Origin of the sequence: Microbacterium sp. CJ77 (assembly GCF_002911615.1) — a bacterium.
GTDB lineage: Bacteria > Actinomycetota > Actinomycetes > Actinomycetales > Microbacteriaceae > Microbacterium.
The window spans coordinates 1-23,819 of sequence record NZ_PQBR01000015.1; the positions used below are offsets into that span (position 1 = coordinate 1).

The following is a 23,819-nucleotide window of genomic DNA, read 5'->3' on the forward strand; positions in this document are numbered from 1 at the left end:
GGGGTCAGGGCCCATCTTCGCGAACAGATCATCCAGCACCCCCGACTCACGCAGCCGTCTGGCGCCTTCCTCCTGCCGCCGCCGTCGCTCCGCTCGAGCTTCTTTGTCGATCATGGTCATCAGCGTCGTCCTTCCATAAGAAGCAGACACCCCTTACACAAACGATCTGACACCCTCCACCCGGGGAACCGGCAGTGCTGATCCCTAGCGCGCAGGAACCGTTTCATGTCCGCCGACGGTGTGTATCGGTCGACCGCGAGAACACACCCGGTGATCGGGTCGGCGAGGACCCGTTCCCACCCCGTCGCGTGGCCAGCGAGTTGCCGGGCGGTGGCGGGGTCGATCGGGCACCGCCCGGCCAGCCCCGCGGGCTCATCGGTCACTCCGGCCAACGCGAGAGCGGGAACGGTGACGTTCACGATCCCCCGGATCGCACCCAACCCGCCGAAGCCGTCCGACAGTCCGGCACCGGTTTCGACGGTCGGCGTGGTGGTGAGCAGCATGTCCGCGACCAGGTCCGCACGAATCTGATCCACCGTCCTCACATCACCCGGGTCGGCGTTCTTGATCGCCTTTGCTTGTTGTGTGATCCGGTCGTGCATCGCATGCGCCAACACCGCGGGCTGCACAGAGGTGAACTCCGCCATCCCGTCCCCGAGGTCCCGCACACACGCACCCCGCGACGCACGCGCCTCCCGGTGACGCTCCGCCAACGACCTCGGCTGCAACGACTCCGCCAATCGCGCCAACGCCGACCCGAGCCGCCCCGGTGTCGTCCCCTCCGCCCGGGCCAACGCCGCAGCCTCGAACTCCGACCGCGCCTCCGCATCCACAAGCGGCAGTCCGTGTTCCATGATCACCGCAACATGCCCCGCACCGATACGCCCCGCATCCCACGCGTCGAACGTCGCGGGAAACGCCTCGGCCAACACCGCGGCATCGTTCATGCGGCGCTGCACCGTCCGGTCCGACATGTTCGCCGCGACACCCAACTCCGCCGCCAACGCCCGCACCGGCAACTCCGCCTCACGCGACGAGACCGACACCAACTCCGCAACCCGCCGCATCCCGAGGTCCGCCGCATCCGCCAACACCCGCGCCTGCGCCGCCTGCGCCCGCGCCACCGCCCGGGACGCCTCCGCGAACCGCACCGCCAGGTCACGCGCGGCACATCAACATCCTCATCGGATGCGACACGCATGTTCGAATGCATGTTCGAAACTCTACGGACGACCACCGACATCCGACGCCCGAAAAGCACCGAAATCACGCCAAGACCGAGCGCGAAAGATGAGAGTTCCCACATCTGACGATGCCCAAGCATCGCGGCTGCTCAGCCCCGGTCGACGAAGCCCTGGTCGAGAATCCGGGCGACGACCCGCTCTGCAGCGCGCCCGTCCTCCCGGGCGGTGAACTTCCGCCGCCACGCCCCGTAACGCGTCGCATAGGTCGAGGTCGTCGACGGGTCCTCGATCGCCCCGACGAGATCGTCGAAGGTGCGGACGACCGGTCCCGGCGCGTGCGCCTCGAGATCGAAATAGAACCCGCGCAGCTCCCCGCGGAAGTGCTCGAGGTCGGGCACGAAGAAGTACATCGGCTTCGCCGTGACCGCGAAGTCGAACATCAGCGACGAGTAGTCGGTGATCAGGGCATCGGCCGCGAGCAGCAAGCGCGAGACATCCGGATACCGCGTGACGTCGATGACCCGCGTCCCGGCGGCGTCGCGCCCCGCCTGAATGGTCCGCGAGTGGCCGCGCACCAGGACGAACGCGCCCGTGCGGCGCGCCAGCTCGGCGGGATCGAAGAAGTCGACCATCTGCTCACGGTCATCGCGCCAGGTGGGGGCATAGAGCAGCACGCGTTCGCCTTCCGCGATGCCGAGCTGCGCCCGGACGGCCGCCCCGTCACCCGTCGTGAGGACGTCGTTGCGGGGGTACCCCTCGACCCACACCGGACGGGTGAGAAAGGCATAGGCCTTCCTCATGATGTTCTCGCTGTAGGGATTCGGGGCCAGGAGCACGTTCCAGCGCCGTGACTCCCGCACGACAGCCACGGCGCGACGGGGGTCGAAGCCGGGCCGGTGCAAAGCCAGGCGCTTCAACGGCGTACCGTGCCACGTCTGCAGGACGTGCTGTCCGGGGCGTCGCGCGTAGGCTCGGCGCAACCAGTCGTTGACGACGAGCAGACGTGCCGAGCCGCGGGTACGCCACCACTCGGGGCTGCCCTCGACGACCGGAATCGCCCCGTCGGGTACGGCTACCGAGAGATCGACAACGCTCCAGTACCGGACCACCCCCGGTGCGACACGAGCGAGCTCACGATCAATCGCGAGCGGGTTGCAGCTCGCCGAGCGCCCGTAGAAGCTCTCGAAGAACACCGCATTCTCGAGCGGGGCGGTACGTCCGACGTACCTGCGCGCGAGCGCGTCCTGTCCGGCCCCGGAGTCGTAGGCGGGGTCGACCGGCGGGCCGATCACGAGCGCCCCCTGCTCGCCGTCGAGGGTCGCGCGCAGGCCCGTCAGGATCTCGAGCGGCAGCGAATCCACCACGAGGGAGTCGTCCGCGGCGTCGGGGGTCGCGCGGATGCGAAGGCCATACGTGCCGCTCGGCAGCGGGAGCTCGGGACCGCCCCACCGGGCAGTCGTGAGGCGAATCCGGGCCTTCCAGGTCTTGCCGCCGCCCGTCACGACCGCGTCGACGCGCGCTCGGGGCCCCTCCAGCCACACCGCATCGGGCCGGGGTCCGGTGCCCTGCACGAGCAGTTCGTCGGTTTCGTCGCTCGTGAATCGCGCGGAGGTCATGCTGTGCTCTCTCGGTGCTCGGGGACCCGGCCTCGCAGGCGGGCCCCGTTCAGGATCGCACGGTAGACCCGCGCGGTGTTCTTGCCGTCCCGGTAGCTGTGCATGCGCTCGCTGAGCGCCAGCGAGCGCTCGATGCGCTCGTCGCGCGCTCGCGGGTCGGTGAGGACCGCGTCCAGTTGGTCGATCGTGTCGTCCCACGTGACGCCGGCATCGGGGCCCGCGACATCCGTGAATCGACCGTAGAATCCGCGTCGACGCCCGTACGCATCCACATCGGGTGCGAGATACAGCACCGGAAGAGGGACGAGCGAGGCATCGAACGCCATCGACGAGTAATCCGTGATGAGCGCGGTGAGAGCGGGCAACACGGGCGTCGCGTCGCGCAACCGGGCACTGCCGAGCGGATGCACCCGGTCGGTCTCGAACGGCGGTTCGTAGTCGCCCGCCCCGAGGGGGTGGGAACGCACGAGCAGCACGGCATCGCGAGTCTCCAGCGTCTCGACCAGACGGTGCCACTGGGCGGGTGTCGGGATGGCGGGGTCGGGCTCGCCATCACGCCACGTCGGGGCGTACAGCACGAGGCGGGAGCCCCCGAGAGATGTCAGGCCCGCCCCGGCGAGGGCGTCACGGGCGCGCTCGCGACGCTCATCCGGCGTTCCCGCCGAGAGCACATCGACACGCGGCTCGCCGGTGACGGGTACACGCGAGTCGTTCAGGCCGAAGGCGGACTCCAGCCGCCCACGTACGAGCGGGGACGCCGCCGGCAGCAGGTCGATCTGGCGCGCCGTGGCGCGGTACATCGTTCCGAGCGCGCGACGCAGCAGGCGCGATCCGGGAAGGATGCTGCTGCGGAGCGTCTCGGGAGAGTCGAGGCCGATGCGCTTGAGCGGAATCCCGTGCCAGAGCTGGGCGACGAACGCGCCCGACACCGCGTAGCGGTTGACGTCTCCGAACCCGTGTGTGACGACCACCACACGGGCGCGCGCCGTGCGCCAGAATCCGCGCCACGACATCCGCCTGGCGTGCGGGATGCCGAGGGCCGAGGCATCCGCGGCCTCACGATCCGATCCCGTGAGCCACACCGCCGGACGTCCGTCCGCCGCGACCCGGTGCCAGAGTGCGAGGGCCCCGTCACCGATACCCGCTCCGCAGCCGAAGACCCACTCGTCCCGCGAACGGGGAACGACGAGCGTCGCGAGCCGACCGGCCAGATACAGGGGGATGCGAGCGAGCTTGGCTGCGTTGCCGGCACCGAACGAGAAGGACGCCACGATCCCCTTTCCGCAGGCGAGCCTACCCGGTGGCCCCCGCGGAGCGGAGGATCGACGAGCAGAGCACAGCGCGACGCCCCCGACACCTCTTCACGACAGAGGGTGCCAGGGGCGTCGCGTGCTCAGTGCGCGTGCTCAGTGCTCGTTCACCCGAGTGAACCCAGGGTCACGTCCACGCTCTGCGTCTTGCCGTCGCGGACGAACGTCACGCTCGCGTCGCTTCCGGCCGCAGCCGCACGCACCTGCGCGGTCAGGTCCACCGCACTCGCGATCGGCACGCCGTTGAACGCCGTGACGATGTCGCCCTTCTTCATGCCCGCCGATGCGGCCGCGCCGCCATCGGTCACGCCGTCGATGTACGCGCCCGAGATCGCGGCGCCCTCGACCGAACTCGCCGGAAGGACCGTGGCCCCGAGCAGTCCGTGTGTGGCCTTGCCGTCCGCGATGATCTCGCCGGTCACCCGCTCGACGACGTTCGACGGGATCGAGAAGCCGACACCGATCGAACCCGCCTGCCCCGAGGCGGATCCTGCGGATGCGATCGCCACGTTGATGCCGATGAGTTTGCCTTCGCCGTCGACGAGCGCGCCGCCCGAGTTGCCGGGATTGATCGCCGCGTCGGTCTGGATGACCGCGATGCTGATCTTGCCCGCCGAGCGCCCCTGCTGACCCTGCTGGCCCGGGATGTCGAACTGGAACGGGCCCTGCTGGCCCGGTCCCTGCTCGTCGCCCTGCTCGTCCTCGTCCGCGCCGCCGCCCTTCGGAGCCGCGGACGAAGCGATCTCGATGCTCCGGTTCAGCGCACTCACGATTCCGGTCGTGACGGTGTTCGAGAGCCCCAGAGGAGCACCGATCGCAACCGTCGCGTCACCCACGTTCAGGTCGGACGAATCGGCGAACTCGATCGGGGTCAGCCCCGAAGCATCCTTCAGCTTGATGACGGCGAGGTCGTAGGTGGGATCCGTGCCGACGATCTCGGCGTCGTAGATCTTGCCGTCCGACGTCGTCACCCGGACGGTCGCGTCACCCGTCGCACCATCGAGGGTGACGACGTGCGTGTTCGTCGCCACGTAGCCGTCCTTGCTCAGGATGACACCGGAGCCGCTGCCGCCGGACCCGCCGCCCGACACCTGAATCGTGACGACGCTCGGCAGCACCTTGGCCGAGATCGCGGTCGTGGCGTTGACCTTGTCGGGGTTGTTGACGGTGACGGCCGAGCCGCCCTGAACGACCGTGGTCGAGGGCGCAGCCCACAGTTGCGTGCCGGCGTACGCGCCGCCGAGGCCCGCGGCCCCGCCGACGAGCGCCGCGGCGACGATGAAGCCCGCGACGCGGGCCGCCCCGGACTTCTTCTGCGCGGGCTGGGGGGCCGCAGCGACGGGCGCGGGACCGAGCGGAAGCGTGGGCTGGCTGCCGGTCGGGTGGGCGCCATAGGCCGCCGTTGCTGCCGGGCCGAAGGCCTGTCCGCCGGCGGGGGCGCCGACGTAGGCGGGCGCACCGGTCGGCGCTCCGGGGCTGTAGGGCTGCTGCGCACCCGGGAGCGGCGGCACGGGCGGATAGCCGTTGTGCGCGGACGCTGCGGGCGGAGTGTGCGGGGGCGCTGATGCCGTCTGCTCCTGCGGGGGCGCTGCGTCGTTCACCGGTGTCGCGTCGTTCACCGGTGTCGCGTCGTTCACCGGTGTCGCGTCGTTCGCGGGCATAGCGTCGTTCGCGGGCACAGCGTCGTTCGCGGGCACAGCGTCGTTGGTCGGCGCTGCCCCATTGCTGGGCGTTGCGTCGCCGTTCGGCTGCGCGGCGTCGTCGGTGGGGCTGGTGCCCTGGGTGTCGGTCATCGGTGCTCCTTCGTCCAAATCCCCTTCACTGTGCTCCCGCATCCTGTGCGTTGCTTATGACGCCACCGCATTTCGGCTATGCGAACGTGCTGGCCTAGCCTGGAGGGCGGCGCCCGCACACGGCGTCTACCGAGGAGGCGCGGATGTCCGAGCTCAGGGGCGCATGGCTGCGGACCGCCGCAGGGGCGGGACTGCTCGGCCCAGACGGCTCGGTCGCACAGACGATCTTCGCCGAGATGACGGCGCTCGCGACACGCACCGGCGCCATCAACCTGGGTCAGGGGTTTCCCGACGAGGACGGGCCCGCCGAGGTGATCGAGGCCGCGCGCGAGGCCATCGCCCAGGGCGTGAACCAGTACCCGCCGGGCCGGGGCATGCCCGACCTGCGGCACGCGATCGCCGAGCACCAGCAGCGCTTCTACGGGCTGCACCTCGATTCGGAGCGCGATGTTCTCGTGACGGCCGGGGCGACCGAGGCGATCGCGGCGGCCCTGCTGGCGCTGGTCGACTCCCCCGACGACGAGGTAGTCGTCTTCGAGCCGTACTACGACTCGTACGCCGCGTGCGTGGCCCTGACCGGGGCCCGGCTCGTGTCCGTGCCGTTGCGGTGGCCGGACTTCCAGCCCGACCTCGACGAGGTCGAGCGTGCCGTCACCGACCGTACCCGGGTCATCCTGATCAACAACCCCCACAACCCGACCGGGGCCGTTTTCGAGACGCCGGTACTGCGACGCATCGTCGAACTCGCCGAACGCCATGACGCGATCATCGTCGCCGACGAGGTCTACGAGCACCTGACCTTCGGGGTCGCGCACGTTCCGCTGGCCACCTTGCCCGGCGGCTGGGAACGAACCCTCACGATCTCGTCCGCGGGCAAGACGTTCTCGACGACGGGATGGAAGATCGGCTGGGCGACCGGCCCCGCGCCGCTGGTCACGGCCGTGAACACCGTCAAGCAGTTCCTGACCTACGCGAACGGAGCGCCCTTCCAGCCGGCCATCGCGACGGGTCTGCGGCTGCACGACGCCTTCTTCCAAGAAATCGCCGCGACGCTCGCCAACAAGCGCGACATCCTGGGCGCGGGGTTGCGCGCCGCCGGATTCGCCGTCTCGGAGCCCCGCGGTTCGTATTTCACCGTCGCGGATGCCGCGCCGTTGGGAGTCACGGATGCGGCGGCCTTCTGCCGCGAACTGCCCGAGCTCGCCGGGGTCGTCGGCGTCCCCGTGTCGGCCTTCGTGACGGCGGAGCGTCAGAACGAATACGCGACGCTCGTGCGGTTCGCGGCGTGCAAGCGCGTCGAGGTGCTCGAGGACGCTGCCGAACGGCTGGCAGCGCTCTCCCGCTGACCGGTAGTCGTCAGCGGGGTTCGACGCGGAACCGCCGGAGCGCCAGTGCCGGGTTCGTCCGACGCACGCGTTCGACCGCGGCACGCTCGACGAATCCCACGGCGACATCCGTTCCGGTGCCGACGGCCGCGATCTCGACGCCCTGCGGGTCGATCAGGGCGCTGTGTCCGACGCCGAGGGGCGGCGGATGATCCGCTGCGGCGACGTAGAGCGTGTTCTCGATCGCCCGGGCCTGCAGCAGCGTCCGCCAGTGGTGTTCCTTGAGCGGCCCGCGGACCCACTCGGCCGGCACGAGTACGACATCCGCTCCCGCGTCCGCGAGGAGTCGCGTGACCTCCGGAAAGCGCAGGTCGTAACAGGTCTGCAGCGCGAACCGCACACCGTCGCACTCGAAGGTCTGGGGCTCGACAATCTCGCCGGCCTCGACCCAGTCCGACTCACGCTGGCCGAACGCGTCGTACAGGTGCAGCTTGCGGTAGAGCGCGAGCACTCCCCCGCTGTCCACGGCGACCACGGTGTTCCGGACGCGCCGTTCGTCGTCCGCACGCTCGACCATGCCTGCGACGATGCAGACCTCGTATCGGGCAGCGAGGGCGATGAGCGCGGTCACGAAGGGTCCGTCGACGGCTTCGGCGTTCGCGGCGAGCGAGTCGTCGAACGGATCGACGAAGTAGCTCGAGTACTCCGGGAACAGCACGAGCCTCGCCCCACGGGCCACGGCGGTTTCGACCAGTTCGGCCATGGATTCGAGGTTCACCGCGCGAGAGGCGGTGGGCGCGAACTGCGCCACCGCCACGCCCACGCCCGCCTCGACGGTCGATCCGGTCACGCGGGCCCCTCACCGCGGCTGCGCCAGATCAGCGGCACGACGAGCCAGAGCACCACGATCAGCGCCCCGAGAGACAGTCCGGCGATCAGCGCCGCGTCCCGATCCAGAACGACATCGAAGACGAACGCGACGACACCGACCAGCAAGATCGACACCGTCGCGAGAGCGGTGATGAGCGCCGCATGGCCGTACGTCACGATGAGCCGCTTCTCACGACGACGGAAGAGGAAGCGGTGCAGCGCGACGGGCGCGAGGGCGATGATGGCGCTGAGCGCCGAGGCCACGACCAGAAAGAGGTAGAACGTGCGCTGCCCGTCATCGAGATCGGCGAAAGCCGGCTGGAACGCCAGGGCGAGCAGAAAACCGGTCAGGATCTGGGTGCCGGTCTGCAGAACACGGAGCTCCTGCAGGACCTCGATCCAGTTCCGGTCATACCGCTCGGAGGGTGTCTCGTGCCGCCCGTCGTGGGCGCTTTCCGCGGGATCAGGATCGCCGGATGCTCCGTTTCGCGCTCCGTGCGCGATCCCCTCGGCGTCGACCATCTCCCCATCCTGACGTGCCCCGCGATGCGCGGCAAGCCGCACGGCAAGCGACACCGAAAAGCAGAGAGTCCCGGATGCCATGACGGCTTCCGGGACTCTCTTTTTGTTGCGGGGGCAGGATTTGAACCTACGACCTCTGGGTTATGAGCCCAGCGAGCTACCGAGCTGCTCCACCCCGCGGCACAAGAATCGAGCTTAGCATGCGATCTCGGAGTGGTCGAATCGGGGCCACCTCGGACGCCGATCAGGACCGGGGCTCGAGACGACCGACGCCGTAGCGGCGCTCGGGCGGGACATCCGTCGCGGCACACAAAGCGACCCACACCTCGCGCGGGTCGACACCCGCGGCGATCGCCGCAGCAGCGGTGCGCCCACCGAGCGCATCCAGGCCGAGATCAGCCGTCACGACGGCACCATAAGCGGCGCCGAATTCATCCTCGACGGCGCGTTCGAATTCGCTTCGACGCATCCGGGGGTCAGCGCAACGACAGCTCGGCGTCGACGGACGCCACGAGGTCGTCGGGAACGACATCCGGGAAGGTCTGCAGACCCTCCATGACCGAGATGCGGTCGCCGACCTCGCGCATGATCGTCGAAATGGGCACGTCGAGGGCTTCGGCCACCGAAGCGAGGATCTCGCTCGAGGCCTCTTTCTGCCCACGCTCGACCTCGCTGAGGTACCCGAGCGCAACGCTCGCCTTGCCGGCGACCTGACGGAGGGTCTGACCCTTCTGCAGACGGAAGTCCCGAAGGACGTCCCCGATCTCTTGACGAACCAGGATCATGATGCCCCCTCCTCACTGTCCTCGCTGTGTCCCACCGAGTGGGCCACAATACAACACCGAATGGTGCCAATCTAATGCCCTCCGCTATGCGAAGGCTGGGAATCACCGAATGTAACGGAGACGAAACACGTCCTATTCCCCAGCCGCGCCCGCCTCGCGCGTTTGCCTCACACGGCGAGGAGGGCGCTCAACGCCTGGCGGACGGTCTCGGCGCGGATCGCGTCGCGGTCGCCCCCGAGTCGCAGCGTGAGAACGCTCGACCCGCCCGGCGCACTCACGCCGACGTAGACGGTGCCGACCGGCTGCCCGTCGGGCGAGTCGGGCCCGGCGATGCCGGTCGTGGCGATTCCGACGTCGGCGTCGCGCCCATCCACCACAACGGCGTGACGAACACCCTCCGCCATCTGCCGTGCGACCTCGGGATGCACGGCGCCGTGCTCGGCGAGCAGTGTGGCATCGACGCCCAGGAGCGAGTGCTTGAGCGGGGTCGCATAGGCGACGATCGCGCCGACGACCGTCGCGGATGCTCCGGGCACCGAGATGAGTGCCGCCGCGAGCATCCCGCCCGTGAGCGATTCCGCGACGCCGAGCGTCCAGCCACGCCGTTGCAGGTGTTCGAGGGCCGCCGAGGCATCCGTGCGCCCGCTCTCGGTCACGGTCGGGAGGCTCGCGAACGACGGGCACCGCGAATCTCGGTCACGACGTAGTCGATCCCGCTCGCGATGGTCAGGATGACGGCGATCCACATCGTCACGATGTTCACCCAGACGATCCAGTCCCCCACGACCGACGCCAGGGGCAGCAGGGCGAGCGACAGCGCGACGGATTGGGCGAGCGTCTTGAGCTTGCCCATCCACGCGGCGGCGACCACGTGGTCGCTTGCGACGACCAGGCGGTGCACCGTGATGCCGACCTCGCGGATCAGCACGACGATCGTGACCCACCACGGCAGCTCGAGCAGGATCGACAGACCGATGAAAGCGAAGCCCGTCAGCACCTTGTCGGCGATCGGGTCGAGCAGCTTGCCGAGGTCCGTGACGATCTCGTAGCGCCGCGCGATGTACCCGTCGATACCGTCCGTCGCGATCGCGACGATGAACAGCACCGCGGCCCACCAGCGCAGCGGGCCATCCGCGCCACCGTCGGCGAGCAGCATCCACAGGAAGACGGGGGCGCACAGGATCCGCGCGATCGTGATCGCGTTGGGCAGCTGCCGAGGAACGGCCATCAGTCGCGCCCCGTCAAGCCCCAGGCGTCCTCGTCGCCACCCTCGGCTTCGACGACCGGCAGGCCGTCGTACTGGGCGGCGAGCGAGTCGGCGACCGCGTCGGTGCCGTAGCGCGAGTCCGGCTCGTACCCGGCGGCCGGAGCCGGGGCCGCGACCGGAGCAGAAGCCGAAGCCGCGGGAGCGGAAGGCGCCGCCGGGGCAGCGGGCGCCACGTCACCGCGCAGCATTCCCAGCACCTCGGGCAGCTGTTCCGCGGTTACCAGCACATCGCGGGCCTTGGAGCCTTCCGACGGTCCCACGATCTCGCGCGCCTCGAGCAGGTCCATCAGGCGTCCGGCCTTCGCGAACCCGACCCGGAGCTTGCGCTGCAGCATCGAGGTCGACCCGAACTGGGTCGAGACGATCAGCTCGGCCGCCGCGAGCAGCAGCTCGAGGTCGTCGCCGATGTCGGCGTCGATCTCTTTCTTCTCGGCGACCGCCGCGACATCCGCCCGGTATTCCGGGCGCGCCTGTCCGGTGACGTACGCCACGACCGTCTCGATCTCGCGCTCGCTGACCCACGCGCCCTGCACGCGGATCGCCTTCGAGGCCCCCATCGGCAGGAAGAGTCCGTCGCCCTGACCGATCAGGCGGTCGGCGCCGGGCTGGTCCAGGATGACGCGGGAGTCGGTCACGCTCGTCACCGCGAACGCGAGGCGGGAGGGCACGTTGGCCTTGATCAGACCCGTGACGACATCGACGCTCGGGCGCTGGGTCGCGAGCACCAGGTGGATGCCCGAGGCCCGGGCGAGCTGTGTGATGCGGACGATCGAGTCCTCGACGTCGCGCGGGGCGACCATCATGAGGTCGGCGAGCTCGTCGACGACGACGAGCAGGTACGGGTACGGCTTGAGCACACGCTCACTGCCCGCGGGCAGCTGGATCTCGTTCGCCACGACGGCCTTGTTGAAGTCGTCGATGTGACGGAAGCCGAACGACGCGAGGTCGTCGTACCGCATGTCCATCTCCTTCACGACCCACTGCAGCGCCTCGGCGGCCTTCTTGGGGTTCGTGATGATGGGCGTGATCAGGTGCGGCACACCCGCGTACGACGTCAGCTCGACGCGCTTCGGGTCGATCAGCACCATACGCACCTCGGACGGCTTGGCGCGCATCAGCAGGCTGGTGATCATCGAGTTCACGAAGCTCGACTTACCCGAACCGGTCGAACCGGCGACGAGCAGGTGGGGCATCTTGGCCAGGTTCGCGACGACGAATCCGCCGCCGACATCCTTGCCGACGCCGATCGTCATGGGATGCGTCGACTGTTGCGCGTTGCCCGAGCGAAGCACATCGCCGAGCGTCACGATCTCGCGGTCGGCGTTCGGGATCTCCACGCCGATCGCGCTCTTGCCGGGGATCGGCGCGAGGATGCGGACCTCGTTCGAGGCCACGGCGTAGGCGATGTTGTTGGTCAGGGCCGTGATGCGCTCGACCTTGACTCCCGGGCCGAGCTCGATCTCGTACTGCGTCACCGTCGGGCCGCGCGAGAAGCCCGTGACCCGAGCATCCACGCCGAACTGACGCAGCACCTCGGTCAGCGAGCGCACGACCTCGTCGTTCGCGGCCGATCGCGCCTTCGCGGGTGTGCCCGCCGCGAGGGCGCTGACGGACGGCAGGCGATAGGGCGTCGCGGGGCGGTTGCCGGCGAGCGCCCCGTCCGTGCCGAGCCCCGAGAGCCCCGGCAGCACGCCGTCGTCGATGGGGTCGGCGGAGTCGTCGTGGATCGAGGTGCCGTGGATCGAGGTGCCGTGCTGGCGCGCGGCCTCGGCGGCACGCTCGGCATCGGCGAGCAGGTTCGGGTCGATGACCTCGGTGAGCGCGTCCGGCGAGAACACCGGTGCGGGTGGGACGGGCGGTGCGGTGGCGATGGCCTGCTCGAAACCGCCGTGGGTCGAACCCGGCGTCAGCAACTCGGTGAGGTCCTGCGAACTCAGGCCACCCTCGGGGTCTTCCTCGCGGCCGGTCTTGTTCCTGCGCCACCACGGCGTGCTCGGGTCTTCGGCCTCGGCCGCCGTCTCGGGCTGCCCCGCGGCGGTCTCGGTGCGGGCGTGCTCGCCGAACATCCAGGCGTACAGGTCCCCCAGACGCGAACCGATGCGGTTCGGCGGCGTCTTCGTGATGATCAGGATGCTCAGCAGTGCGACGAGCACGAGAACGATCCACGCGCCGATGGGTGTCAGCGCGAGGGCGAGGGGCTCGGCGACCATCCAGCCGAACAATCCGCCCGAACTGCTGAGCACCGGAAGACCCTGGCTCGGCACGGGACGGTCGCCGGCGAGATGACAGAACCCCGCGCCGGTGAGCACGAGCATGCCGAAACCGATCCCGATGCGTCCGTTGTCATGGACGCTCGCCGGGTGACGGAACAGCCATCCGGCCAGGATCAGCACGAGGACCGGCAGAACGAACGCGAGCCGACCGAGCATCCCCCCGACCGTGTAGTCCGAGATCGTCCGGGCGACACCGGTGCCGATGAAGAACCATTCGATGACACCGCCGAGGATCGCCAGCAACACGAGCAGGAATGGGAAACCATCCCGGCGCTGATCCTTCTCGAGCGTCTCGGGACCGAAAGCGCGGAACAGCCCCCCGACGCCGTGCGCGAGCCCCATCCAGGCACGCGCGACCGCCGGCGGCCTCACGGGCTCGTCGTCGTAGCGCTTGGGTGCGGGCGCGGGCTTTCGCGCGCGCGTCGTGGTGCCCTTAGCGGGCGCGCGGCCGCTCTTGGTCGGGCTGGTGCTCCTGGCCATTCCCCCACGGTACGACTGCACGACGACGTTCGCCCGCAGCGACGCGGCTCGGGCTCAGCCCCGGCTCAGCTCGAACTCAACGGAGTCGCTTGACCATGGTGTCGCGACCGACGCCCGGCTGCGTCACCGCGAACCCCTCGGAACGGTAGAAAACAGCGGCGAAGTTGCCGCGCTCGACATTCAGACTCAGCCGAGCGAAACCCGCCCGGGCCGCCTGCGTCGTGAGCTGCTTCAGCAGCGTCCGTCCCACCCCGTGTGCGCGCCAGATCGGGCGCACGCCGATGATCATCTCGGGAACCCCCGTGCCCACATGGGCGAAAGCGGGATCGGTGCGCGGAAGCATCCGGTACCAGGCGGCGCCGATCGGCGAACCCTGTGGGTCCAGCGCGACGAATCCGGCGTCGCTCGGACGCATCCATCCCGCGACGAACCGGCCGTGTTCTGGTGTGGCCAGAATCTGATGCCGTGGACGCGCGCCGCCCGCGCGCCAATTCACGGCCTCCACGACCATGTCCGCGAGGAATCCGCCATCCGCCTGTGCGGCGGGACGGATGCTGAACGACGCGGGCATGCGGCGAGTGTAGCGGCGCACGAGCGCAGGCGGACACACCGAGACAGGCACAGGTCGGTCAGATCCGCCCGGCTCGGTGCGAGCGCCCGATCCGGTGCGCTCCCGCCGGTGCTACGCCTCGATGACGAGGGGCACGATCATGGGTCGGCGGCGCAGCGACTGGCTGACCCACCGACCGATCGTGCGGCGCACGATCTGCGACAGGGCATGGGTGTCGCGGACGCCCGACTGGGCGGCATCCGCGAGAGCCGCCGCGATCTTCGGCTTGACGCTGTCGAAGACCCTGTCGTCCTCCGCGAAGCCGCGCGCGTGGATCTCTGGTCCCGTGATGATCTTCCCGGTCGCGGCGTCGACGACGACGATGACCGAGATGAACCCCTCTTCGCCGAGGATCCGGCGATCCTTGAGGTCGGCATCCGTGATCTCACCGACGGTCGAGCCGTCGACGTACACGAACCCGATGTCGAGTTGGCCGACGACGGATGCGACGCCGTCGCGCAGATCGATGACCGTGCCGTTCTCGGCGAGGAACGTGCGCTCGACCGGAACGCCGCTGTCTTGCGCGATGCGGGCGTTGGCGGTCAGGTGCCGGTACTCGCCGTGGATCGGCAGCACGTTCTTCGGCTGCAGGATGTTGTAGCAGTAGAGCAGCTCACCCGCGGCGGCGTGGCCCGAGACGTGCACCTTCGCGTTGCCCTTGTGCACGACGTTCGCGCCGAGCTTGGTCAGCCCGTCGATCACGCGGTAGACCGCGTTCTCGTTGCCGGGGATCAGGCTCGACGCGAGGATCACGGTGTCGCCCGGACCGGGCTCGATCTCGTGGTCGAGGTTCGCCATGCGGCTGAGCACGGCCATCGGCTCGCCCTGCGAACCCGTCGACATGTAGACGATCTTGTCGTCGGGCAAATCTCGCGCCTTCTTGTAGTCGATCAGCACACCCTCGGGCACGCGGAGGTACCCCAGGTCGGACGCGATCGTCATGTTGCGCACCATGCTGCGCCCGAGGAACGCGACCCGACGCCCGTGGGCGGCCGCGGCATCCAGCACCTGCTGCACGCGGTGGACGTGGCTCGAGAAGCTCGCGACGACGACACGGCGCTTCGCCTTGCCGATCACCTGGTCGAGGACCGGCCCGATCGAGCTCTCGAGCGGCGTGAAGCCCGGGACATCCGCGTTCGTCGAATCGACGAGGAAGAGGTCGACGCCCTCTTCGCCGAGACGCGCGAAGGCGCGCAGGTCGGTCAGGCGGCCGTCGAGCGGCAGCTGGTCCATCTTGAAGTCGCCCGTGGCGAGCACCAGACCCGCGGGTGTGCGGATCGCGACGGCGAGCGCGTCGGGGATCGAGTGGTTCACCGCGATGAACTCGAGGTCGAACGGCCCGACCCTCTCGTGCTGCCCCTCGCGCACCGTGAGGCTGTAGGGGCGGATGCGGTGCTCTTTGAGCTTCGCCTCGATCAGGGCGAGCGTCAGGCCGGAGCCGATGATGGGGATGTCTCCCTTGAGCTTGAGGAGGTACGGCACCGCACCGATGTGGTCTTCGTGGCCGTGCGTGAGCACGAGGCCGACGATGTCGTCGAGGCGCGACTTGATGGGCTCGAAGTCCGGCAGGATCAGGTCGACGCCCGGCTGGTGCTCTTCGGGGAACAGCACGCCGCAGTCGACGACGAGGAGCTTGCCCTCGAACTCGAAGACGGTCATGTTGCGGCCGATCTCACCGAGGCCGCCGAGAGGGAAGACGCGCAGGGTGCCTTCTTGGAGGGCCGGCGGATCGTAGACGTTCGTGGGCATGCTGCCTCCAGGATGCGCCGAGGCATCCGATCGTGTGTTGTTGTGGTGTGCGCGGCCCGGTGAGGGGTCCGCGGCTGTGGTCTGTGGGTCCGCCCGGCTGGGCGGGTGGTGCCCGTCTCCTGGTCCCGCGGGTCGTGGAATACCGAGGCGGGCGAGCGGGAATCGTACCTAGCGGGTCGTACCGTGGATCTTCGGCAGGGCGCCGCCCGCGGCCGCGTTGCGGTCGGGGCGGAAGTTCGAGAAGTCGGCGCCGGCGACCTCGCGGACGAGGGCGAGCTCGTCCTCGATCGCCGCTGCCTCCCATTCCTCGGGACCGACGAGCGGCAGGCGCACGCGCGGGCTGCCGATGCGGCCGAGGCCGTGCAGGATGTACTTCGCCGCAACCGTGCCCGGCACGTGCGTCATGACGGCGCGAACCAGAGGCTCGAGCTGCTTGTGCGCGGCCGTCGCGGCGGCGAGGTCGCCACGGTTCACGGCGTCCACGATCGTCCGGTACGGGGTCGCGGTGATGTTCGCCGTGACACCGATGAGCCCCGAGGCCCCGATCGCCAGGTGCGGAAGCACGTTCGCGTCGTCGCCCGAGAAGTACATCAGGTCGGTCTGGTTGAGCACGCGGCTCACTTCGCTGAAGTCGCCCTTCGCATCCTTCACGGCGAGGATGTTCGGGTGCTTGGCGAGCCGCAGGATCGTCTCGTACTTGATCTCGACGCCGGTCCGGCCCGGGATGTCGTAGAGGATGACGGGCAGGTCCGTCGCGTCCGCGACGAGGCGGAAGTGCGTCAGGATGCCGGCCTGCGTCGGCTTGTTGTAGTACGGCGTGACGATCATGATGCCGTCGGCGCCGGCCTTCTCGCTCGCCTTGTAGAGCCCGATCGCGTGCGCGGTCTCGTTCGATCCGCCGCCCGTGATGATCTTGGCGCGACCGGCCGAGACGTCCTTGCCGACCTCGACGAGCCGGAGCTTCTCGGCATCCGTCAGCGTGCTGGTCTCACCGGTCGTGCCGGTGACGACGATGCCGTCGGCGCCCGCCGTGATGACGTCGTCGATGTGCTTCTCGACCGCGGGCCAGTCAACCTCGCCGTCGGCCGTCATCGGGGTGACGAGCGCGACCAGCACCTGACCGAAGGGATTGGCGGTGTGCGTCATGGTTCCTAGGTTATCGGGCCGCGGTGTCGTAAGCCCCCACCCCGGAGCGCGTGGACAGGTAGTTCATAGCTCCTTTGCGTACTCGGGGTCGTGCCGTCCCCGGGCGACCAGGACGAATCGGCCCCGAGATCAGCGTCCGCGCTCGCCCACCCGGGCGGCGAACGACGGCGGCACGAACCGCGTCAGAGCCACGAGCGCCTTGTAGAGCAGCGACGGCACCGACACGGCCTTGCCCCGGGCGATGTCGCGCAACGATTCCGAGACGACGTCGGATGCGTCGAGCCAGAGCGCCCCCGGCACCCCCTCGTCGCCGGGCGCGAGACCCATCCGCCCGTGAAAGCCGGTGTGCGTGAAGCCCGGGCACACCGCCGTGACGGTCACCCCGCGCGGCGCATACCGCCCGTTCGCCCACCGGCTGAAGCTGATCAGCCAGCCCTTGCAGGCGCCGTAGGTGGACCGCGGGATGAAGCCCGCGACCGAGGCGACATTGACGATCCGGCCGCTGCCGCGATCGAGCATGCCGGGGAGCGCCGCGTGCATGAGTCGCATCGGCACCTCGACGTGCAGGGCCAGGTGCCGCGCCTCATCCTCGATGTCGTTGCGCTCGAACGCGAGATCCAGCCCGAAACCGGCGTTGTTGACGAGCATCTCGATCGGTCGCGCCGTTTCGGAGAGGCGGGCCGTCACCCTGTCGCGCTGGCGCGGCTTGGTCAGATCCGCGGCGAGCACCTCGTACGAGATCCCGTGGGCGTGCGCGAGCTCAGCCCCCAGGCGCTCGAGCTCCCCGCGATCGCGGGCGACCAACACGAGGTTGGCACCGCGTGCGGCCAGTTGCCGCGCGTACTCGGCGCCCAGCCCCGAGCTGGCACCCGTGATCAGCGCCGTCTTGGCCATGTGACCTGCCCGCGTCTCAGGGCGCGACGCGGCCGTTGCCGTTGAACGATGCGTGCGTGAACGGCATCAGCTCCGCCCAGATGCGCTCCATCTGCTCGGCGACCATCTCGATCTCGCGCTGCGGGAACGACGGGAAGTGCGTGCCCTCGCGCTTGGTGCGCAGCGACAGGAAGTTCATCAACGCACGGGCGTTCATCGTCACGTACATCGACGAATACGTGTTGAGGGGCAGCACGATGCGGGCGACCTCGCGAGCAACGCCGGCATCGAGCATCCGCTGGTACGCCTCGAACGCGTGGACGGATGCCTCGCGCGTGACGGCATCGGTCAGCGCGGTCTGCTCGGGGGTTCCGGCGAGGAACTCGTAGGCGCCCGGCTTGCCGACCTGGATGAGGCGGCGGTCCGCGGCGGGGACGTAGAACACCGGGCGGAGCTCCCGGTAGCGACCCGACTCTTCGTTGTACGACGCGATGCGGTGCCGCATGAACTCGCGGAACACGAAGATCGGCGCTTGGACGTAGAAGGTCATCGAGTTGTGCTCGAAGGGCGAACCGTGGCGGTCGCGCATGAGGTAGTTGATCAGCCCGCGGTCGCGACCGGATGCTTCGGCGCCCGAGGCGGCCTCGTCGAGCGTCTGCTCACCCATGGTCGATACGCGCGCGGCGAACAGCACGTCGCTGTCGGAGGCGCTCGAACGCACGAGCTCGACGGTCATGTCGGAGCGGAACTCGACGGGGGGAACGGTGGACTCGGCGGAGGCAGCGGCATCGGTCACGCGCCCAGACTACCCGCGAGCATGCGTCCGTTTGTTACGGCGGAGCCGTCAAAAGTCGGACGAACGCGGCCGGCCCCGTCGTACACGCCTATCCTGGGTTGCTGTGACTCTCGTTGAAGCCCTGATCGGATTGGCCGTCCTCCTGACGGTCACCGTCGTCGCGGGCCTCGCCGTTCGCTGGAACCAGGGCCGAGCGCGCCACCACGTCCCACATGAGGTCGTGGAACCCGCCCGATTGGGCGCCGACGGCCTGGGCGACGTCGCCACGCTGCTGCAGTTCAGCACCGAGATGTGCTCGCGGTGCCCGGGCGTCCACCGCACGCTGTCATCGGTCGCCGATGCTCGGCCCGGGGTGCGGCACCTCGACGTCGACCTCACGCACCGCCCCGACATCGCCAAGCACTTCCACGTCCTGCAGACCCCCACCACGCTCATCCTGGATCGTGACGGCGTCGTGCAGACCCGTTTCGGCGGCGTTCCGCGGCGCGATGTCGTCGAGATGGAGCTGACGCGGCTCACCGGGGCGCAAACCGAGCCCGAAGCGGAGCCGGAACGTGTCTGATCGACCCGCCACGCCCGCGGGCATCGACCCACGCGGCCCGCGCTTCGCCGCATCCATCACCGCCTTCCTGCTGGCCGTCGCCGTCGTGCTCGGATTGACCGGGCTGTCGACGGCAACCGCTCAGAGCTTCGGATGGTTCGCCTACCAACCCCTCGCGGACGCGACCTTCGTCCCGGGTGCCGGATGGGCCGTCAGCATCGCGTCCGTCGCACAGCGCGCCCTCGACCCCGCGTTCCTGCTGCTGCTCGTGATCGCCCTCCTGTTCCTGTGGGGCGTCCTCTCGCCGCGCACGGCGCCGTGGGGTGTGCTGTTTCGGCGAGTCATCCGTCCGCGCCTGAAGCCGCCCACCGAGCTCGAAGATCCGCGCCCGCCGCGGTTCGCGCAGGGTGTCGGGCTGTTCGTCGTGACGATCGGGCTGATCCTGCACCTCGCCGGAGTCCCCTGGGCGCTGCCGATCGCGGCCGCCGCGGCGTTAATCGCCGCGTTCCTCAACGCCGTTTTCGGGCTCTGTCTCGGCTGCCAGCTGTACCTCGTGCTGCAGCGCGCGGGGATCGTCGGGCGCGCGCGCCCCGCGTTCTGACGCTTCGCGAGCGCCGATCTCTCGCATCCGACTTCGGGCACGGTCGACCCACGAACGGCTCCCCCGGATTAGGCTGACGGGAGAGCATCGTCGCCCCTCACGCGCGACGATGAAGCCGCGCACACCACCCCGGAGGATCCCCATGAGCGTTACGAGCGAAGCCAGCACCGCCTGGAAGGGCAGCCTGATGGACGGGTCCGGAACGGTCGCCCTCGACACGTCCGGCGCCGGAACGTTCGATGTCAACTGGAAGGCCCGCTCGCAGGGATCGTCGTCGGTCACCACGCCCGAAGAGCTCATCGCCGCGGCGCACTCCTCGTGCTTCAGCATGGCTCTCTCGCACGCGCTGAGCGAGAACGGCACCCCGCCCGAGAGCGTGGACACCACGGCATCCGTCACCTTCGTTCCGGGCACGGGCATCACGGGCAGCCACCTCAACGTCAATGCGGTCGTTCCCGGCCTGAGCGCCGAGGACTTCGCCCGCATCGCGCAGGACGCGAAGACGGGCTGCCCCGTCTCGCAGGCGCTCGCGGGCATCGAGATCACGCTCGAGGCAACGCTCGCCTGAGGCGGGCGGACCGGATGTCTCAGCGCGTCGTCATCGCGGGCGCGTCCGGCCTGATCGGCCGCGCCCTCACCGAGAGCCTTCTCGCCGACGGCACTGAGGTGACGACGCTCGTGCGGCGTGAGCCGACGGCACCGTCCGAGGTCGCGTGGCTGGGCGGCGCGCCGCTCGACCCGAGCGTCCTCGAGGACGCGACCGCGGTCGTCAACCTCAACGGGGCGAGCATCGGGCACATCCCGTGGACGCCGTCGTACAAGCGCACGCTGGTCTCTTCTCGACTCGAGGCGACGGGGGTGCTCGCGGATGCCCTCCGCGCCCTCGGCGACGCCGCTCCGGCCCTCGTATCGGCGAGCGCCGTCGGATTCTACGGCTCTGCCCCGGGGCGCGAGTTCCGTGAGGACGCCGGGCCCGGCGGGGGGTTCCTGAGCGACCTGTGCGTCGAGTGGGAGGCCGCCGCGCGGGGGGCCGGGTCGGCGCGCGTCGCGCTGCTGCGGACCGCGCCCGTCGTCCACCCCGAGAGCGTGCTGAAACCCCTCATCCTGCTGACCCGGTTCGGTCTGAGCGGCCCGATGGGCCGCGGGACCCAGGTATGGCCCTGGATCTCGCTCGTCGACGAGGTGCGCGCCATCCGTCACGTCATCGATGCGCAGCTCGAGGGACCCGTCAACCTGTCGGGGCCGACGCGGGCGACCGCGAACGACCTCGGTTTCGCCCTCGCCCGCCGCATGAACCGGCCGTACATCCTGCGGGCGCCCGCGTGGACCCTGCGGGCGGCGCTCGGGCGCGACATGGCCGATGCCGTGCTGCTCGTCGATGCGCACGTGGTACCCGCAGCGCTCGAGGCATCCGGTTTCACCTTCACGCACACCACCGTCGAGGAGGCGGTGGCGGCGGTGATCCCCGCGGCGCGCTGAACCCTCTGCGCGCCGTCGTCAGGTCGTGCTGCGGCGCTCGGCCGATTCGAGCTTGATCGCCTGCCGCACGGCTGACCGCGCGCGCCGTCTGTCTCCCGCGCCGTCGTAGGCCAGGCCGAGCCGGTACCAGGCGCGCCAATCATCGGGTGCGGACTCGACCGCCGCGCGATACCGCGGGAAGAGTGCCTCTGCCTCGTCGCGGTCGACGCGTCCGCTGGGACGCACCGACAACTGCTCTTCGGGCAGTGCACCCTCGCTCTCGAGACGTCGGCCGACGTTCTCGGCCCGAATGCCGAACCAGAGTTCGCGGCCGATCGCCCACGCCGCGATCGCCGGAAGGATGAACAGCGCGAGGCCCATGGTGATCCCGACCGGGTCGCCCGTCGTGAGCAGCAGGATCGCACGCTGAGAGACCAGCACCACGTACAGGACCAGCACCGCGGCCATGATGGCCACGCCGATGCGTGCGTTCACAGTCCGGTGACCCGAGCGACCTGCCCGGGCACGCCGCCGTCGTCGACGGGAGCCTCCGGCTCGTCACCGGGGAGGCGAATGCCGATGTCGATGAAGCGATCCAGACCCACGACGACCCCGCGCACGGTGCGGGCGGCGTCGAGGGCGATGCGGATGCCGGGGGCATATGCCAGCGCCGGATCGACCGTGTCGTGGACGATCTGCAGCGTCTCCCCCGGGCCCGACAGCAGCACCTCTTGGCGCGCGATCACGCCGGGCCGGCGGAGCGAGTGGACGGGGATGCTCGCGACGCGCTGGCCGCGGGCGCGCTGGTCGGTGTGCGGTGCCTCGACCGGGCCGACACTCTCGCGCGCTGCGGCCATGAGCTCGGCCGTGCGCACCGCGGTGCCGCTCGGCGAATCGACCTTGCGTTCATGGTGCGCCTCGACGATCTCGATCGAGGGGAAGAACGGAGCCGCGGCGGCCGCGAGCGCGGTGCCGATGACCGATCCGAGCGAGAAGTTCGGAATGAAGACGACTCCCGTACCCGCCGCCTCGACGAGCGGCCGGACCAGCGCGATGCGCTCCTGCGACCACCCCGAGGTGCCGACGAGGACGTTGATGCCGCGCTCGATGGCCGCGCGGACGACGTCGATCGACACGGCCGGGGACGAGACATCCACGACCAGGTCTGACCCGTCGATCTCGGAGATCTCGCTGCGGGAAGACAGAACGGCGACGACGTCGTAGCCCTCCGTCGCCTCGATGACCTCGCGCACGACGCCGCCGAGCCGACCTGTTCCGCCCACGATGGCTACGCGTGTCGTCATGAGCCCATCCTAGGTTCGGCTGCCGGGGTGGGCGGGACGCCGGGCCGAGGGGGCCGTGCCATCCGCACGGCCCGATGCCCGACACTCCGATCAGGCGCCCCGTTGCTCGGCGCGTCGGGCGAACCGTCGTGCGAACGGCACGGCATTGGGTCGGACCATGGACGGATGCCTCGACATAGGCTCGAAGTGTGGTGCGATTCATCGAGATGGCGGCGGATGCTCCGACCGCCCACGATCTGCTGACCGAGTACTTCGCGGCCCGGGCCGAGGCGTTCCCGGGCGGCGCATACCGGCCGACCTACCCCGATGCAGCGGTGTTCGTCGCCCCGGACGGCGTGTTCCTCGTGGTCGAGGACGAGGTCGCCGAGGCGGGTGTGCGTCCCACGGTCGGATGCGGAGGCATCCGGCGCGTCGCGGACGGCCCGGACGGGGTGCGATTCGAGGTCAAGCACCTGTACCTCGACCCATCGACGCGCGGCCGCGGGTGGGGGCGCCTGATGCTCGACGAGCTCGAGCGTCGGGCCCGCGCCTGGGGCGCCGCAGAGCTCGTGCTCGACACCCACCACACCCTCGCGGCGGCCGGGGGCCTGTATGCCTCGGCGGGATTCGAGGCGATCGAGCCCTACAACGACAACCCGAACGCGACCGTATGGCTGCGCAAGCGGCTCGACTCTTGATGGCGACCGGCTCAGGAACGCCTGTTGGGGCGCGTGGCTCAGGCATCGGGATCGTAGGCGGCGAAGTCGCCGACAACGCGGAAGGCCGGTCCGACCTCCTCCTGGAGATCTCTCAGGAGGGACTCCCCCTCGGCGATCCACTGACGTCCGATCTCAGGATCGGGCCACCTGACCTCGAACACCGGGTCCAGGACGTTCTGCCAGGTGTCGTTCCAGACCCGGAGCCGATACCGAAGCTCGGGTGAGATCGGAACAGCGCGACCGACGACTTCGCGGCGGCCCCACTCGGGGAACACGAGTATCGTCCGCGCTCGCGCTGGGTTCCCCTGTTCCACCGCGCAAATCTACAACGACGAGACGGCCCATCCGGTGGGTGCACCCGACCGGTGGTTGTCCGCCCTCCGCGCCGCACGGGCGGTGAGGGGCGCGGCTATCAGCATCGCGAAGAGAGCGCAGGCGGCGCCGATCCCAGCCCAGACCGGGAGACCGGCCGGGCCACTCGACGCCAATCCGAAGAGCACCCACACTGCGAGGAGAAGAAGTCCCCCGGCCACGACCCCGGCGCCGAGCATCCACCCGACGACGGTGCCGTAGGTCCTCCAGAACATCCCTCGACACTATTGGACGGAGAGTCGACGG

26 protein-coding genes and 1 tRNA gene are annotated in these 23,819 nt (G+C 69.7%); 6 read left to right on the top strand and 21 right to left on the bottom strand.

What is annotated here, in order from left to right:
- Positions 1-119: 119 nt before the first annotated feature.
- From C2868_RS09170 to C2868_RS09185, 4 genes are all read right to left on the bottom strand, one after another.
- Positions 120-1,124, bottom strand: coding sequence for a DUF222 domain-containing protein (locus tag C2868_RS09170; RefSeq protein ID WP_181003409.1), 1,005 nt, complete (start codon positions 1,122-1,124; stop codon positions 120-122).
- 209 nt (positions 1,125-1,333) lie between these two features.
- Entirely contained in the window at positions 1,334-2,800 is a 1,467-nt protein-coding gene (locus C2868_RS09175) for a CDP-glycerol glycerophosphotransferase family protein (RefSeq protein WP_100810458.1), read from the bottom strand.
- A complete protein-coding gene (locus C2868_RS09180) occupies positions 2,797-4,071 on the bottom strand; it encodes a CDP-glycerol glycerophosphotransferase family protein (protein WP_100810457.1) in 1,275 nt (424 codons plus the stop codon). Before C2868_RS09180 ends, C2868_RS09175 begins: the two co-directional genes overlap by 4 nt.
- A 146-nt stretch (positions 4,072-4,217) precedes the next feature.
- The gene (locus C2868_RS09185) at positions 4,218-5,903 is read right to left on the bottom strand and encodes a S1C family serine protease (RefSeq protein WP_100810456.1); all 1,686 of its coding nucleotides are present in this window, start codon (positions 5,901-5,903) and stop codon (positions 4,218-4,220) included.
- 143 nt (positions 5,904-6,046) lie between these two features.
- Between C2868_RS09185 and C2868_RS09190 the strand changes: the two genes are divergently transcribed.
- Positions 6,047-7,249 (top strand): aminotransferase class I/II-fold pyridoxal phosphate-dependent enzyme, encoded by a 1,203-nt coding sequence (locus C2868_RS09190; RefSeq protein WP_100810455.1) that lies wholly within the window; start codon positions 6,047-6,049, stop codon positions 7,247-7,249.
- A gap of 10 nt (positions 7,250-7,259) precedes the next feature.
- On the opposite strand, the gene C2868_RS09195 is transcribed toward C2868_RS09190, so the two are convergent.
- From C2868_RS09195 to thyX, 13 genes are all read right to left on the bottom strand, one after another.
- Complete coding sequence (locus C2868_RS09195; protein WP_100810454.1) at positions 7,260-8,078, bottom strand: carbon-nitrogen hydrolase family protein; 819 nt, start codon at positions 8,076-8,078, stop codon at positions 7,260-7,262.
- The gene (locus C2868_RS09200) at positions 8,075-8,620 is read right to left on the bottom strand and encodes a DUF6328 family protein (RefSeq protein WP_219811470.1); all 546 of its coding nucleotides are present in this window, start codon (positions 8,618-8,620) and stop codon (positions 8,075-8,077) included. Before C2868_RS09200 ends, C2868_RS09195 begins: the two co-directional genes overlap by 4 nt.
- 106 nt (positions 8,621-8,726) lie before the next feature.
- Positions 8,727-8,800: transfer RNA gene (locus C2868_RS09205), tRNA-Met, on the bottom strand.
- A 64-nt stretch (positions 8,801-8,864) separates the two neighbouring features.
- Positions 8,865-9,152 carry a DUF3046 domain-containing protein gene (locus C2868_RS09210; RefSeq protein ID WP_374935774.1) on the bottom strand — a complete coding sequence of 96 codons (288 nt, stop codon included), beginning with the start codon at positions 9,150-9,152 and terminating at the stop codon, positions 8,865-8,867.
- Positions 9,097-9,405 (bottom strand): helix-turn-helix domain-containing protein, encoded by a 309-nt coding sequence (locus C2868_RS09215; protein WP_036297033.1) that lies wholly within the window; start codon positions 9,403-9,405, stop codon positions 9,097-9,099. Before C2868_RS09215 ends, C2868_RS09210 begins: the two co-directional genes overlap by 56 nt.
- Before the next feature lie 167 nt (positions 9,406-9,572).
- Positions 9,573-10,061, bottom strand: a complete 489-nt coding sequence (locus tag C2868_RS09220; protein WP_100810452.1) for a CinA family protein — start codon at positions 10,059-10,061, stop codon at positions 9,573-9,575.
- Entirely contained in the window at positions 10,058-10,633 is a 576-nt protein-coding gene (gene pgsA, locus C2868_RS09225) for a CDP-diacylglycerol--glycerol-3-phosphate 3-phosphatidyltransferase (protein WP_100810451.1), read from the bottom strand. The genes C2868_RS09220 and pgsA overlap by 4 nt, the downstream gene beginning before the upstream one ends.
- A complete protein-coding gene (locus C2868_RS09230; protein WP_100810450.1) occupies positions 10,633-13,425 on the bottom strand; it encodes a DNA translocase FtsK in 2,793 nt (930 codons plus the stop codon). The genes pgsA and C2868_RS09230 overlap by 1 nt, the downstream gene beginning before the upstream one ends.
- A gap of 76 nt (positions 13,426-13,501) precedes the next feature.
- Positions 13,502-13,996 carry a GNAT family N-acetyltransferase gene (locus C2868_RS09235; RefSeq protein ID WP_100810449.1) on the bottom strand — a complete coding sequence of 165 codons (495 nt, stop codon included), beginning with the start codon at positions 13,994-13,996 and terminating at the stop codon, positions 13,502-13,504.
- A gap of 111 nt (positions 13,997-14,107) precedes the next feature.
- A complete protein-coding gene (locus tag C2868_RS09240) occupies positions 14,108-15,784 on the bottom strand; it encodes a ribonuclease J (protein WP_100810448.1) in 1,677 nt (558 codons plus the stop codon).
- A 168-nt stretch (positions 15,785-15,952) separates the two neighbouring features.
- Positions 15,953-16,930 carry a 4-hydroxy-tetrahydrodipicolinate synthase gene (dapA, locus tag C2868_RS09245; RefSeq protein WP_036297018.1) on the bottom strand — a complete coding sequence of 326 codons (978 nt, stop codon included), beginning with the start codon at positions 16,928-16,930 and terminating at the stop codon, positions 15,953-15,955.
- A 129-nt stretch (positions 16,931-17,059) separates the two neighbouring features.
- Positions 17,060-17,824, bottom strand: coding sequence for an SDR family oxidoreductase (locus C2868_RS09250; RefSeq protein WP_100810446.1), 765 nt, complete (start codon positions 17,822-17,824; stop codon positions 17,060-17,062).
- 16 nt (positions 17,825-17,840) lie between these two features.
- Positions 17,841-18,539 carry an FAD-dependent thymidylate synthase gene (thyX, locus tag C2868_RS09255; protein WP_100811273.1) on the bottom strand — a complete coding sequence of 233 codons (699 nt, stop codon included), beginning with the start codon at positions 18,537-18,539 and terminating at the stop codon, positions 17,841-17,843.
- 163 nt (positions 18,540-18,702) lie between these two features.
- On the opposite strand from thyX, the gene C2868_RS09260 reads away from it, so the two are divergent.
- From C2868_RS09260 to C2868_RS09275, 4 genes are all read left to right on the top strand, one after another.
- Positions 18,703-19,161 carry a thioredoxin family protein gene (locus C2868_RS09260; RefSeq protein WP_100810445.1) on the top strand — a complete coding sequence of 153 codons (459 nt, stop codon included), beginning with the start codon at positions 18,703-18,705 and terminating at the stop codon, positions 19,159-19,161.
- A complete protein-coding gene (locus C2868_RS09265; RefSeq protein WP_100810444.1) occupies positions 19,154-19,741 on the top strand; it encodes a DUF4395 domain-containing protein in 588 nt (195 codons plus the stop codon). The genes C2868_RS09260 and C2868_RS09265 overlap by 8 nt, the downstream gene beginning before the upstream one ends.
- A gap of 142 nt (positions 19,742-19,883) precedes the next feature.
- Entirely contained in the window at positions 19,884-20,309 is a 426-nt protein-coding gene (locus C2868_RS09270) for an OsmC family peroxiredoxin (protein WP_100810443.1), read from the top strand.
- A gap of 14 nt (positions 20,310-20,323) precedes the next feature.
- Positions 20,324-21,220 (top strand): TIGR01777 family oxidoreductase, encoded by an 897-nt coding sequence (locus C2868_RS09275; protein ID WP_100810442.1) that lies wholly within the window; start codon positions 20,324-20,326, stop codon positions 21,218-21,220.
- Positions 21,221-21,238: 18 nt separating this feature from the next.
- On the opposite strand, the gene C2868_RS09280 is transcribed toward C2868_RS09275, so the two are convergent.
- Together C2868_RS09280 and dapB are read right to left on the bottom strand one after the other, a co-directional pair.
- Positions 21,239-21,694: a hypothetical protein gene (locus C2868_RS09280; RefSeq protein ID WP_100810441.1), complete on the bottom strand. Its 456-nt coding sequence runs from the start codon at positions 21,692-21,694 to the stop codon at positions 21,239-21,241.
- A complete protein-coding gene (dapB, locus tag C2868_RS09285; protein ID WP_100810440.1) occupies positions 21,691-22,503 on the bottom strand; it encodes a 4-hydroxy-tetrahydrodipicolinate reductase in 813 nt (270 codons plus the stop codon). Before dapB ends, C2868_RS09280 begins: the two co-directional genes overlap by 4 nt.
- Before the next feature lie 188 nt (positions 22,504-22,691).
- Between dapB and C2868_RS09290 the strand changes: the two genes are divergently transcribed.
- Positions 22,692-23,180, top strand: coding sequence for a GNAT family N-acetyltransferase (locus C2868_RS09290; RefSeq protein ID WP_308455395.1), 489 nt, complete (start codon positions 22,692-22,694; stop codon positions 23,178-23,180).
- 38 nt (positions 23,181-23,218) lie between these two features.
- On the opposite strand, the gene C2868_RS09295 is transcribed toward C2868_RS09290, so the two are convergent.
- Both C2868_RS09295 and C2868_RS09300 read right to left on the bottom strand, forming a co-directional pair.
- Positions 23,219-23,515 carry a hypothetical protein gene (locus C2868_RS09295; protein WP_146048035.1) on the bottom strand — a complete coding sequence of 99 codons (297 nt, stop codon included), beginning with the start codon at positions 23,513-23,515 and terminating at the stop codon, positions 23,219-23,221.
- A 9-nt stretch (positions 23,516-23,524) separates the two neighbouring features.
- The gene (locus tag C2868_RS09300; protein WP_103663179.1) at positions 23,525-23,788 is read right to left on the bottom strand and encodes a hypothetical protein; all 264 of its coding nucleotides are present in this window, start codon (positions 23,786-23,788) and stop codon (positions 23,525-23,527) included.
- Positions 23,789-23,819 lie beyond the last annotated feature (31 nt).

Excerpts from the sequence above, each read along its gene's own strand:
- C2868_RS09175 (WP_100810458.1), bottom strand. The coding sequence starts at position 2,800 with ATGACCTCCGCGCGATTCACGAGCGACGAAACCGACGAACTGCTCGTG.
- C2868_RS09185 (WP_100810456.1), bottom strand. The coding sequence starts at position 5,903 with ATGACCGACACCCAGGGCACCAGCCCCACCGACGACGCCGCGCAGCCG.
- C2868_RS09190 (WP_100810455.1), top strand. The coding sequence starts at position 6,047 with ATGTCCGAGCTCAGGGGCGCATGGCTGCGGACCGCCGCAGGGGCGGGA.
- C2868_RS09200 (WP_219811470.1), bottom strand. The coding sequence starts at position 8,620 with ATGGTCGACGCCGAGGGGATCGCGCACGGAGCGCGAAACGGAGCATCC.
- C2868_RS09210 (WP_374935774.1), bottom strand. The coding sequence starts at position 9,152 with ATGTCGTTCCCGACGACCTCGTGGCGTCCGTCGACGCCGAGCTGTCGT.
- C2868_RS09215 (WP_036297033.1), bottom strand. The coding sequence starts at position 9,405 with ATGATCCTGGTTCGTCAAGAGATCGGGGACGTCCTTCGGGACTTCCGT.
- pgsA (WP_100810451.1), bottom strand. The coding sequence starts at position 10,633 with ATGGCCGTTCCTCGGCAGCTGCCCAACGCGATCACGATCGCGCGGATC.
- C2868_RS09230 (WP_100810450.1), bottom strand. The coding sequence starts at position 13,425 with ATGGCCAGGAGCACCAGCCCGACCAAGAGCGGCCGCGCGCCCGCTAAG.
- C2868_RS09235 (WP_100810449.1), bottom strand. The coding sequence starts at position 13,996 with ATGCCCGCGTCGTTCAGCATCCGTCCCGCCGCACAGGCGGATGGCGGA.
- C2868_RS09240 (WP_100810448.1), bottom strand. The coding sequence starts at position 15,784 with ATGCCCACGAACGTCTACGATCCGCCGGCCCTCCAAGAAGGCACCCTG.
- dapA (WP_036297018.1), bottom strand. The coding sequence starts at position 16,930 with ATGACGCACACCGCCAATCCCTTCGGTCAGGTGCTGGTCGCGCTCGTC.
- C2868_RS09250 (WP_100810446.1), bottom strand. The coding sequence starts at position 17,824 with ATGGCCAAGACGGCGCTGATCACGGGTGCCAGCTCGGGGCTGGGCGCC.
- thyX (WP_100811273.1), bottom strand. The coding sequence starts at position 18,539 with ATGACCGTCGAGCTCGTGCGTTCGAGCGCCTCCGACAGCGACGTGCTG.
- C2868_RS09270 (WP_100810443.1), top strand. The coding sequence starts at position 19,884 with ATGAGCGTTACGAGCGAAGCCAGCACCGCCTGGAAGGGCAGCCTGATG.
- C2868_RS09275 (WP_100810442.1), top strand. The coding sequence starts at position 20,324 with ATGTCTCAGCGCGTCGTCATCGCGGGCGCGTCCGGCCTGATCGGCCGC.
- dapB (WP_100810440.1), bottom strand. The coding sequence starts at position 22,503 with ATGACGACACGCGTAGCCATCGTGGGCGGAACAGGTCGGCTCGGCGGC.
- C2868_RS09300 (WP_103663179.1), bottom strand. The coding sequence starts at position 23,788 with ATGTTCTGGAGGACCTACGGCACCGTCGTCGGGTGGATGCTCGGCGCC.